General features: G+C 70.6%; 9 protein-coding genes. 5 read left to right on the forward strand and 4 right to left on the reverse strand.

Features of this window, described 5'->3' with window-relative positions:
• Positions 1–136: 136 nt before the first annotated feature.
• Both recD2 and AC07FA_RS01320 read left to right on the forward strand, forming a co-directional pair.
• Positions 137–2,368, forward strand: a complete 2,232-nt coding sequence (gene recD2, locus AC07FA_RS01315; protein ID WP_479072623.1) for an SF1B family DNA helicase RecD2 — start codon at positions 137–139, stop codon at positions 2,366–2,368.
• Positions 2,369–2,566: 198 nt separating this feature from the next.
• On the forward strand, positions 2,567–3,865 hold the full coding sequence (locus AC07FA_RS01320) for a citrate synthase (protein ID WP_479072624.1): 1,299 nt from the start codon (positions 2,567–2,569) through the stop codon (positions 3,863–3,865).
• A gap of 526 nt (positions 3,866–4,391) precedes the next feature.
• Here AC07FA_RS01320 and AC07FA_RS01325 read toward each other — a convergent pair.
• The gene (locus AC07FA_RS01325; protein ID WP_479072625.1) at positions 4,392–6,746 is read right to left on the reverse strand and encodes a heavy metal translocating P-type ATPase; all 2,355 of its coding nucleotides are present in this window, start codon (positions 6,744–6,746) and stop codon (positions 4,392–4,394) included.
• Positions 6,747–6,850: 104 nt separating this feature from the next.
• Positions 6,851–7,159 (reverse strand): heavy-metal-associated domain-containing protein, encoded by a 309-nt coding sequence (locus AC07FA_RS01330; protein WP_479072626.1) that lies wholly within the window; start codon positions 7,157–7,159, stop codon positions 6,851–6,853.
• 231 nt (positions 7,160–7,390) lie between these two features.
• Here AC07FA_RS01330 and AC07FA_RS01335 point away from each other — a divergent pair, with 231 nt between their 5' ends.
• A complete protein-coding gene (locus tag AC07FA_RS01335; RefSeq protein WP_479072627.1) occupies positions 7,391–8,449 on the forward strand; it encodes a zinc-dependent alcohol dehydrogenase family protein in 1,059 nt (352 codons plus the stop codon).
• Between the two features lie 73 nt (positions 8,450–8,522).
• On the opposite strand, the gene AC07FA_RS01340 is transcribed toward AC07FA_RS01335, so the two are convergent.
• Both AC07FA_RS01340 and AC07FA_RS01345 read right to left on the reverse strand, forming a co-directional pair.
• Positions 8,523–8,720 carry a helix-turn-helix transcriptional regulator gene (locus tag AC07FA_RS01340; RefSeq protein ID WP_328910246.1) on the reverse strand — a complete coding sequence of 66 codons (198 nt, stop codon included), beginning with the start codon at positions 8,718–8,720 and terminating at the stop codon, positions 8,523–8,525.
• 198 nt (positions 8,721–8,918) lie between these two features.
• On the reverse strand, positions 8,919–9,863 hold the full coding sequence (locus AC07FA_RS01345; protein WP_479072628.1) for a sugar phosphate isomerase/epimerase family protein: 945 nt from the start codon (positions 9,861–9,863) through the stop codon (positions 8,919–8,921).
• Between the two features lie 142 nt (positions 9,864–10,005).
• Here AC07FA_RS01345 and iolC point away from each other — a divergent pair, with 142 nt between their 5' ends.
• Positions 10,006–11,010: a 5-dehydro-2-deoxygluconokinase gene (gene iolC / locus AC07FA_RS01350; protein WP_479072629.1), complete on the forward strand. Its 1,005-nt coding sequence runs from the start codon at positions 10,006–10,008 to the stop codon at positions 11,008–11,010.
• Positions 11,007–11,894 (forward strand): Cgl0159 family (beta/alpha)8-fold protein, encoded by an 888-nt coding sequence (locus AC07FA_RS01355; protein WP_479072630.1) that lies wholly within the window; start codon positions 11,007–11,009, stop codon positions 11,892–11,894. Before iolC ends, AC07FA_RS01355 begins: the two co-directional genes overlap by 4 nt.

The following is an 11,894-nucleotide window of genomic DNA, read 5'->3' on the forward strand; positions in this document are numbered from 1 at the left end:
CTTTCCGGGGCCGGCCGGTTCCGTTCCGCTGTCCGGCGCCGGTCCGTGGGTGTGCTCGCCCCTCCGACCCTGGACGGGTGGCCGACGGACCGTGCGGAGGCGCGGCGTTGTCGGCGCCGGGCGGTAGCGTCGGCTCATGTCCAACTCTGCCGTCCTCGAAGGGGTCCTGGAGCGGATCACCTACGCCAACGAGGAGAACGGGTACACGGTCGCCCGCGTCGACACCGGGCGCGGCGGCGGCGATCTGCTCACGGTGGTCGGTGCGCTGCTCGGCGCGCAGGTCGGTGAGTCGCTGCGGATGGAAGGCCGTTGGGCGTCGCACTCCCAGTACGGCAAGCAGTTCACCGTCGAGAACTACACGACGGTCCTCCCCGCCACCATCCAGGGCATCCGCCGCTACCTCGGCTCCGGACTGATCAAGGGCATCGGCCCCGTGATGGCCGACCGGATCACCACCCACTTCGGCGTCGACACCCTCGACATCATCGAGCAGCAGCCGAAGCGGCTCGTCGAGGTCCCGGGGCTCGGGCCGAAACGGACGAAGATGATCGCCGCCGCCTGGGAGGAACAGAAGGCGATCAAGGAGGTCATGGTCTTCCTCCAGAGCGTCGGCGTCTCCACCTCCATCGCCGTCCGTATCTACAAGAAGTACGAGGACGCCTCGATCTCCGTCGTGAGGAACCAGCCCTACCGGCTGGCCGCCGACGTCTGGGGCATCGGCTTCCTCACCGCCGACCGGATCGCCCAGGCCGTCGGCATCCCGCACGACAGCCCGGAGCGCGTCAGGGCCGGACTCCAGTACGCCCTGTCGCAGTCCTCCGACCAGGGGCACTGCTACCTCCCCGAGGAGCGTCTGATCGCCGACGGCGTGAAGCTGCTCCAGGTCGACACGGGCCTGGTCATCGAGTGCCTGGCCGAACTGGCCGCCGACCCCGAGGGTGTCGTACGGGAGAAGGTTCCGTCCCCCGACGGCGGGGAGCCGGTCACCGCCGTCTACCTGGTGCCCTTCCACCGCGCCGAGGTCGCCCTCGCCGCGCAGGTGCGGCGCCTGCTGGGCAGCCCGGACGACCGGCTGTCGGCCTTCCAGGACGTGGACTGGGACAAGGCGCTCGGCTGGCTCGCCACGCGTACGGGGGCCCAGCTGGCGCCCGAGCAGGAGGCGGCTGTCCGGCTCGCGCTGACGCGGAAGGTCGCCGTGCTCACCGGAGGGCCCGGCTGCGGCAAGTCGTTCACCGTCCGTTCCGTCGTCGAGCTGGCCCGCGCGAAACAGGCCAAGGTCGTGCTGGCCGCGCCCACCGGGCGGGCCGCCAAGCGGCTCTCCGAACTGACCGGCGCCGAGGCGTCCACCGTGCACCGGCTGCTCGAACTGAAGCCGGGCGGGGACGCGGCGTACGACAGGGACCGCCCGCTCGACGCCGATCTGGTCGTCGTCGACGAGGCGTCCATGCTCGACCTGCTGCTCGCCAACAAGCTCGTGAAGGCGGTGGCACCCGGTGCCCACCTCCTGCTGGTGGGCGACGTCGACCAGCTTCCCTCCGTCGGCGCGGGTGAGGTGCTGCGCGATCTGCTCGCGGAGGGCGGACCGGTCCCCGCGGTCCGGCTGACCACCATCTTCCGGCAGGCCCAGCAGTCCGGAGTCGTCACCAACGCCCACCGGATCAACGCGGGGGTCCCGCCGCTGACCGAGGGCCTGGCCGACTTCTTCCTCTTCGTGGAGGACGAGACGGAGCAGGCGGGGTTGCTCGCCGTGGATGTCGCGGCCCGTCGGATCCCGGCCAGGTTCGGCCTCGACCCACGCCGTGACGTGCAGGTTCTCGCCCCGATGCACCGTGGCCCGGCCGGTGCGGGCGCACTGAACGGGCTGCTTCAGCAGGTCATCACGCCGGGCCGCCCGGACCTGCCCGAGAAGCGTTCCGGCGGCCGGGTCTTCCGCGTCGGCGACAAGGTCACGCAGATCCGCAACAACTACGACAAGGGCGAGAACGGCGTCTTCAACGGCACGGTCGGCGTGGTCACCGCCCTCGATCCGGACGAGCAGAAGCTGACCGTCCGCACGGACGAGGACGAGGAGATCGGGTACGACTTCGACGAGCTCGACGAACTGGCCCACGCCTACGCCATGACCATCCACCGCTCCCAGGGCAGCGAGTACCCGGCCGTCGTCATTCCGGTCACCACCAGCGCCTGGATGATGCTCCAGCGAAACCTGCTCTACACGGCCGTGACGCGCGCCAAGAAGCTCGTCGTGCTGGTGGGGTCACGCAAGGCGATAGCCCAGGCCGTGCGCACGGTTTCCGCAGGCAGACGCTGTACGGCACTGGATTTCCGGCTCGCCGGAGGGTTCGGCGGAGACTTCGCACAAAAATGATCGATCAAATCGGTGGGAAACATCACTGAGGGCTTCCGGAACCGGATTCAAGGGGGCAGGATGAGTAAGTTGGCGGCACTGAGTGCCGCCACTAGGTCCAATGGACGACCCCGAGTGCACTCTCCTGAGCCAAATGGGGGAGGGTGGAAGACAGTCAGGGCACCTCGAAGAAGAGGCACTACGTCGGTGAGGGATGACGTGAGCGAGCACACCAACAATGCTGTAGTACTGCGGTACGGCGATGACGAGTACACCTACCCGGTGATCGACAGCACCGTCGGCGACAAGGGCTTCGACATCGGGAAGCTCCGGGCCAATACCGGCCTGGTGACGCTGGACAGCGGATACGGCAACACCGCCGCGTATAAATCCGCCATCACCTATCTCGACGGTGAGCAGGGCATCCTGCGGTACCGCGGCTACCCGATCGAGCAGCTGGCGGAGCAGTCGACGTTCCTCGAAGTCGCCTACACGCTGATCAACGGTGAGCTTCCCAAGGCCGACGAGCTGTCGGCCTTCAAGAACGAGATCACCCAGCACACGCTGCTGCACGAGGACGTCAAGCGGTTCTTCGACGGCTTCCCGCGCGACGCGCACCCGATGGCCATGCTGTCCTCGGTCGTCAGCGCGCTGTCCACGTTCTACCAGGACAGCCACAACCCGTTCGACGAGGAGCAGCGCCACCTCTCGACGATCCGGCTGCTGGCCAAGCTCCCGACGATCGCGGCGTACGCGTACAAGAAGTCGATCGGCCACCCCTTCGTCTACCCGCGCAACGACCTCGGCTACGTCGAGAACTTCCTGCGGATGACGTTCTCGGTCCCGGCCCAGGAGTACGTGCCGGACCCGGTCGTCGTCTCGGCGCTGGAGAAGCTGCTCATCCTGCACGCGGACCACGAGCAGAACTGTTCGACCTCCACCGTGCGTCTGGTCGGCTCCTCGCAGGCGAACATGTTCGCCTCGATCTCCGCCGGCATCTCGGCGCTGTGGGGCCCCCTGCACGGTGGCGCCAACCAGTCGGTGCTGGAGATGCTGGAAGGCATCCAGGCCAACGGTGGCGATGTCGACTCCTTCATCCAGAAGGTGAAGAACAAGGAGGACGGCGTCCGCCTGATGGGCTTCGGCCACCGGGTGTACAAGTCCTTCGACCCCCGCGCCAAGATCATCAAGGCCGCGGCCCACGACGTGCTGTCCTCGCTCGGCAAGTCCGACGAGCTGCTGGATATCGCGCTCAAGCTGGAGGAGCACGCGCTCTCCGACGAGTACTTCGTCTCGCGCAACCTCTACCCCAACGTGGACTTCTACACCGGCCTGATCTACCGGGCCATGGGCTTCCCGAGCGAGATGTTCACCGTGCTCTTCGCGATCGGACGGCTGCCGGGCTGGATCGCCCAGTGGCACGAGATGATCAAGGAGCCGGGATCGCGCATCGGCCGCCCGCGCCAGATCTACACCGGCGAGGTCCTGCGCGACTTCGTCCCGGTCGAGGGTCGCTGACCCCGACCCCTCCGCAGAGCTTTCCGGTACGACTGACTCTGCCGCTCCTGGCCCTCCCTCGGGCCGTCTGCCTTCGCCCCGCGTACCGCGCTTTCGCACAGAGCGCGGTGTCCGGGGCGATTCGGCGTTCAGGGGGGAGGCCGTGGTCGCCCGTACCGTCCGGCGGTGGAAAGCGAGAAGCGCCCCGCCGCCGATCCCCCCACGGGTCGACGTACAGGGCGCTTCCCTTGTCCCGGAGCGGATTCCCCCCACGGGATCCGGCCGGGCGTCTGTGTGGAGCCGAGGCTCCAGGCGCCGCGCTGGTCGTACGTATTCAGTTGGATGCCGCCGGCGTTCCGCCGGGGTACGTACGGGAGGGCCGCTCAAAGCTCCCCGTGCACGTGCCCCGGCCAACGCTGGCCAGGAGCGTCCCCCAAGACACTCCATCGGACGTCCCCCAAGACATCCTTGACATCGCACTCTAAGACTCGTGAACCCCTCAGATGGTTACCCCAAATGCAGTGTGATCTAGATCTCTTTGTGGAAATTACGTGAAGGAGCGCAAGCGGAGGCTGTTCGTCACCACGAAGACGGACGAAAAAGCCATGGCAGCGCCAGCGATCATGGGGTTGAGCAGGCCGAATGCGGCGAGCGGCAGGGCGGCCACGTTGTAGCCGAACGCCCAGAAGAGGTTGCCCCTGATGGTGGCGAGCGTGCTGCGGGCAAGCCGGATGGCATCGGCCGCGACCTTGAGATCTCCACGAACGAGCGTCAGGTCGCTCGCCTCGATCGCCGCGTCGGTGCCCGTCCCCATCGCCAGACCGAGGTCGGCGGTGGCGAGGGCGGCGGCGTCGTTGACCCCGTCGCCCACCATGGCGACCGTCCGGCCCCCGGCCTGGAGCCGCCGGATCACGTCCGCCTTCTCCTCCGGCAGCACCTCGGCGTACACCTCGTCGATCCCGGTCGCGCGCGCGACGGAGTCCGCGACGGCCTGGCTGTCTCCGGTGAGCAGCACCGGCCGCAGGCCCAGGGCGCGCAGTTCGGCCACGGCCGCCGCGCTGGTGTCCTTGACCGCGTCGGCGACTTCGAGGACCGCCCGCGCCTCTCCGTCCCAGGCCACGGTGACCGCTGTACGGCCCTGTGCCGCCGCGTCCGTCATGGCGGCCGCCAGGGGCTGCGGCAGGGCGATCCCGGCCTCGCTGAGCAGCTTCGGGCGCCCGACCAGTACCTGATGTCCGAGGACGGTGCCGCGGACGCCGAGACCGGGGACGCTGGTGAAGCTCTCGGGGGTGGGGAGCGGTGCGCCGGTGCGTTGGGTGGCGCCGGTGGCGACGGCCTGGGCGATGGGGTGTTCGGAGGAGTGTTCCAGTGCTCCGGCGAGGCGCAGGACTTCCTGCTCGGTGGTGTGGTCGGTGGTGTGGATGCCGAGGAGGGTCATGCGGCCGGTGGTGACGGTGCCGGTCTTGTCGAGGACGATCGTGTCGACGCGGCGGGTGGTTTCCAGGACTTCGGGGCCCTTGATGAGGATGCCGAGCTGGGCGCCGCGCCCCGTGCCGACCATGAGGGCGGTCGGTGTGGCGAGGCCCAGGGCGCAGGGGCAGGCGATGATCAGTACGGCGACGGCGGCGGTGAACGCGGCCGTGACGTCGTCCGTGACCAGGAGCCAGGTGACGAGCGTGGCCAGCGCGATCAGCAGGACGACGGGCACGAAGACGGCGGAGATCCGGTCGGCGAGGCGCTGGGCCGCGGCCTTGCCGTTCTGGGCGTCCTCGACGAGCCTGGCCATCCGGGCGAGCTGGGTGTCGGCGCCGACCCGGGAGGCTTCGACGACGAGCCGGCCGGAGACGTTGACGGTGGCTCCGGTGACGGGGTCTCCGGCGGACACGTCGACCGGGACGGACTCGCCGGTGAGCATCGAGGCGTCGACGGCCGAGGAGCCCTCGACGACCGTGCCGTCCGTGGCGATCTTCTCGCCGGGGCGGACCACGAAACGGTCCCCGACGGTGAGCCGGCCGACCGGAACGCGTACCTCCGTACCGTCCCTGAGCACCGCCACGTCCTTGGCGCCGAGATGCATCAGCGCGCGCAGCGCCGAACCGGCCTTCCGCTTGGACCGCGCCTCCAGATAGCGGCCCAGCAGGATGAAGGTGATGACGCCCGACGCCACCTCCAGATAGATCGTCGAGGCGGCGTCGGCGCGCGAGACGGTGAGGTCGAAGCCGTGCCGCATGCCGGGCATGCCCGCGTCCCCGAGGAACAGGGCCCACAGCGACCAGCCGAACGCCGCGAGGGTGCCGATCGAGACCAGGGTGTCCATGGTGGCCGCGCCGTGCCGGAGGTTGGTCCAGGTGGCGCGGTGGAAGGGCAGGCCGCCCCAGACGACCACGGGGGCGGCGAGGGTGAGGGAGAGCCACGGCCAGTTGTCGAACTGGAGCGCCGGGACCATGGCGAGCAGGATCACGGGGAGGGAGAGCACGGCCGAGACGAGGAGGCGCTGCCGCAGGGCGGCGAGGGCGTCGCCCTGCCCCGCCCCTGCGGTCTCTCGCTGTCCCGGCGCCTCGGCCGGGCCGCCGGCCTCTTCGGTGCCCGCCTTCACGTCGGCCGCTCCGCCGGGGGGCTCGGGTGCGGCTGGCGGTGGCGGGGCCGGCGCCGGGCGGGGCACCGGGCGGGCCGTGTAGCCGGTCTTCTCGACCACGGCGACGAGGTCCGCCACCGCCGTCCCCGCGCCGAAGGAGACGCGGGCCTTCTCGGTCGCGTAATTGACGCTGGCGGTGACGCCGTCCATCCGGTTGAGCTTCTTCTCGACGCGGGCCGCGCACGACGCGCAGGTCATCCCGCCGATCGCGAGCTCGGTCTCGGAGGATTCCGCAGCCGGGACCTCGGCTGTTGTGGTGCTGGCCATGTCCGAACTCCTGGGTCACGCAGATCGGGCCGTACCCCACCAGTATCTGCTGGCAGGTCCGGCCCGACGGGATGGTGCGGTGGTGCGGTGCGACCGGGGGAGTCTCAGGCGCGGCCGGCGAGCTCGTAACCCGCCTCGTCGACGGCGGCGCGCACCGCTTCCTCGTCCAGGGGGGCCTGGGAGGTCACGGTCACCTGTCCGGTGGAGGCGACCGCCTTCACGGAGGTGACTCCGGCGATACCGGAGATCTCCTCGGAGACAGCGCCCTCGCAGTGGCCGCAGGTCATGCCCTTGACCTCGTACACCGTCGTGACAGCGCCCACCTGGACGTCGGACGCGCTGTCGTGGCAGGAGCCGGTGGGCGAGCAGCAGGAGCCGGTGGCGGCCTGGGGGGTCTCGGTCTCGGCGGTCATGGCGTTCTCCTCTTCGGCAAACACGGGTGGGCGTGACGTGCGGGAGCCCCCGGCAGGAGCCGGTGCGCCCTCACATGCGTCACACTATACCCCTAGGGGGTATGAAGGCGAGTCGCGCGGGAGAGGCGGAGGCGGGCGGGGCGTCCGAGTCCGGCAAGAGGCGGGACAAGATCGGCGGCGGGGCGTAGATTCGGCGCCTCCGAGCGGCGGGCGAGGCGAAGGGCGGAACCGATGCGGGCAGTTGTGTTCGAGCAGTTCGGGCAGGAGGCCCGGCTCCGGGAGGTGCCCGATCCGGCTCCCTCCGCCCAGGGAGTGGTGGTCCGGGTCGAGGCCACCGGACTGTGCCGCAGCGACTGGCACGGCTGGATGGGCCACGACCCGGACATCACCCTCCCGCACGTCCCCGGGCACGAGCTGGCCGGAGTGGTCGAGGCGGCGGGAGCCGATGTCGTCAACTGGCGGCCGGGCGACCGCGTGACGGTGCCCTTCGTCTGCGCCTGTGGCCGGTGCGAGGCGTGCGCGGCAGGTGCGCAGCAGGTCTGCGAACGGCAGACCCAGCCCGGGTTCACGCACTGGGGCTCCTTCGCCGAGTACGTGGCACTGGAGCAGGCGGACGTGAATCTGGTCGCCCTGCCCGAGGGGCTGTCGTTCGCCACGGCGGCGGGTCTCGGCTGCCGGTTCGCCACGGCGTTCCGGGCCGTCGTCGGCCAGGGGCGGGTGGCGCCGGGGGAGTGGGTCGCCGTGCACGGCTGCGGCGGGGTGGGCCTGTCGGCCGTGATGATCGCGGTGGCCTGCGGGGCGAGGGTCGTGGCCGTCGACGTCTCGCCGCGGGCCCTGGAGCTGGCGCGGACCTTCGGCGCGGCGGAGTGCGTGGACGCCTCCGCGCACCCCGAGGGTGCGGACGAAGCGGTGCGCGAACTCACGGGCGGCGGTGCGCGTCTGTCGATCGACGCGCTCGGCTCACCGCTCACCTGCGCCGCCTCGGTGCGGAGCCTGCGGCGGCAGGGCCGCCATGTACAGGTCGGCCTGCTGCCGTCCGCGACCGGCGATCCGGTCGTGCCCATGGCGCGGGTGATCGGCCTGGAGCTGGAGATCCTCGGCAGCCACGGCATGGCCGCGCACGACTACCGGCCGATGATGGACATGGTGCGGGCCGGCGCCCTGCGCCCGGACCTGCTGGTGACCTCCGTCATCCCGCTCGACGCGGCACCGGCCGCGCTCGCCGCGATGGGGGCGGCGCCGGGGGCGGGCGTGACGATCATCGAACCGTCGGGGAAGCGGCGTGACTGAGGCCCCGCAACGGGACCGGAGGGGACCGGTCGCCGTACGGGGCCTGGGGGGAGTGAATCCGGAGGGGGCTCTGTCAGTCGCGTCGGCCGCGGTTGCCGGGGCGGGACGCGACCCAGGCGCGGACCGTGTCCGCGTACCAGTAGGGCTTGCCGTTCTCCACATGGTCGGGAGGTGGAAGCAGACCGTGCTTGCGATACGAGCGGATGGTGTCGGGCTGCACCCGGATGTGCGCGGCAATGTCCTTGTAGGACCAGAGACTTCTGTCCGTCATGGGTGACACCTCTCTGCACCGCACCGACGGCGGGGGGCCGTCTGGGGGATGTGCGGCATGGACGCTGACGATCACTCAGCCTGTGCCTGGTCAACGACGCAGAGTGACGAGCGGGGAGGGATGTCGGGCGCCTGTGACGGAAGACCCGCGTAACGGAGACAAGCGTGACAAGAGGGTGACAGCTGTGACAGAACGAGGTCAGCGGGGACTTCGGGAGCCGCCGGGGCTCTGCGGCATGCCGCAGGAGCGGAGGAAGTCCCGGGTGCGGCGGGCGATCGGGAACGGCTTGTCGGGCGGGCAGGGATACATGTCCTGCTCGACGATCGCGAACATGTCGACGTCCAGAGCGCGGGCGGCCTCCAGGACCGGCCCCAGGGCCGGGACCCCGCGCGGCGGTTCACACATCACTCCGCGGGCCACGGCCGGGCCGAACGGCACCTCGTTGGCGACGACATCGGCGAGGATCTCCGGGTCCACCTGCTTGAGGTGCAGATAACCGATGCGCTCACCGTAGGTCTCGATGAGCTTGACGCTGTCCCCGCCGCAGTACGCGTAGTGGCCGGTGTCCAGGCAGAGCGAGACCAGGGCGGGGTCGGTGGCGTCGAGGAACCGGCTGACGTTCTCCTCGGTGTCGATGTGGGTGTCGGCGTGCGGGTGCACGACGATGCGCAGCCCGTACCGGTCCTGGACCTCGCGCCCCAGTCGCTCCGTCTGGGCCGTCAGATCGCGCCACTGCTCAGCCGTGAGCGTGCGGTCCTCCAGCACCTCGCCCGTCTTGTCGTCGCGCCAGAACGACGGGATGACCACGAGGTGGTCCGCGCCCATGGCCCGGGTGAGCGCCGCGATGTCCGCGACATGGGCCCAGGTCCGGTCCCAGACGGCGGGCCCGTGGTGCAGTCCGGTGAAGACGGTGCCCGCCGAGACCTGGAGTCCACGACGCCCGGTCTCCTCCGCCAGCCGGTCCGCGTCGACGGGGAGATAGCCGTACGGCCCGAGCTCGATCCACTCGTAACCGGCCTCGGAGACCTCGTCGAGGAAGCGCTGCCAGGGCACTTGCCGCGGATCGTCGGGGAACCACACCCCCCACGAATCAGGTGCCGAGCCGATTCGGATGCGGGCCGGAGAGGGTACGGAGGAGGTCATATCGCCCACCCTCCGGTCACTGTGGAGGAGTGTCAAGAGTACGTCCGAATGTCCGGACAAAATGTTGACAGGGTTCCGGGGGAGGGCTAGACCTGGGACCAGCCGTCCGGCCGCGGTCGAGCCGCGGCGCGAAGGGATGCGTATGCCTGAGCCGTACGACGTGATCACCATGGGGCGGATCGGGGTGGACATCTACCCCCTGCAGACCGGTGTGCCGCTCGCCCGCGTCGAGACCTTCGGGAAGTACCTCGGTGGCTCGCCGACCAATGTCGCGGTGGCGGCGGCCCGTCTCGGCCGGCGCGCGGCCGTGATCACCCGGACCGGCCGGGACGCCTTCGGTGACTATCTCCGGTGGCAGCTGCGGGAGTTCGGGGTGGACGACCGGTGGGTGACGGTTGTGGAGGAGTATCCGACCCCGGTCACCTTCTGCGAGATCTTCCCGCCGGACGACTTCCCCCTCTACTTCTACCGGCAGCCCAAGGCGCCCGACCTGGAGATCCACGGCGCGGAACTCGACCTGGACGCGGTGCGCGACGCCCGGGTGTTCTGGATGACGGGCACCGGACTCTGTGCCGAACCGAGCCGCACCGCGACCCTCACCGCACTCCGCGCCCGGAACGGGACCCGTACCGGGGCGCGAGCGGGCGGTGTCACCGTCTTCGACCTCGACTGGCGGCCGATGTTCTGGGAGGGCGGCGACCACAGCACGGTGGCACCCGCGCGGTACCGGGAAGCGCTCGCCCACGCCACCGTGGCCGTCGGCAACCTCGACGAGTGCGAGATCGCCACCGGGGAACGCGAGCCGTACGCGGCGGCCCGCGCCCTCCTGTCGGCCGGGGTCGAACTGGCCGTCGTCAAGCAGGGACCCAAAGGGGTCCTGGCCGTTCACCGCGACGGCACCACGGCCGACGTGCCGCCCCTGCCCGTGGAGGTCGTCAACGGACTCGGCGCCGGGGACGCCTTCGGCGGGGCGCTCTGCCACGGGCTGCTCGCCGGATGGACGACCGAGCGCATCATGCGGTACGCCAACGCGGCCGGTGCCATCGTCGCGTCCCGCCTGGCCTGTTCGTCCGCGATGCCGTACCCGGCCGAGGTCGAACAGGCGCTGGCCGACGGCGCCGTCCTGCCGACCGGAGCGACCCCATGACGCCCGCCGCCTCCTCCGCCTCCGAGCTCGTCCGGCTGCGGGTGCACCACCCGGAGGCCGTCGCCGAGGCCGCCGCCCGGCGCCGCCGACGGCCTCTCGTCTCTCCCGGCGGCCGGTTGATGATCGTCGCCGCCGACCATCCGGCCCGCGGCTCGCTCGCCGTCGGGGAGCACGGACTGGCCATGGCCAACCGTTTCGAGCTCCTTGAGCGGCTCTGCCTAGCCCTCTCCCGGCCGGGCGTCGACGGGGTCCTCGCCACCGCCGACATCCTCGACGACCTGCTCCTGCTCGGGGCCCTGGAGAGCAAGGTCGTCATCGGCTCCATGAACCGCGGCGGACTCGCGGGCGCCTCCTTCGAACTGGACGACCGGTTCACCGGGCACCGCCCCACCGACCTGGCCAGGCTCGGCTTCGACGCGGGCAAGCTGCTGCTGCGCATCGACTACGACGACCCCGGCTCCCTCGACACCCTGCACACCACCGCCCGTGCCATCGACGACATGGCGGCCCGCCACCTGCCCGTCTTCGTCGAGCCGTTCCTCTGCCGCCGCGTCGACGGCCGGCTCCGCAACGACCTGGGCGCGGCAGCCGTCACCACGTCCATCGCCATCGCCTCCGGGCTGGCGGGCACCTCCGCGTACACCTGGCTCAAGGTCCCCGTCACGGAGAATCCCGACGACATGGCCCAGGTGATGGAGACCTCGACCCTGCCCGCCGTGCTGCTCGGCGGTGAGGTGGGCGGCGATCTCGACGGTGCGTACGAGAAGTGGCGTGGCGCGCTGCGGCTGCCGTCCGTCCAGGGGCTGGTGGTGGGCCGTTCACTGCTCTATCCGGCCGACGGCGATGTGGCCGGGGCGGTCGACACCGCTGTGGCACTGCTCTAG

This window comes from Streptomyces sp. NPDC045968 (assembly GCF_056430475.1).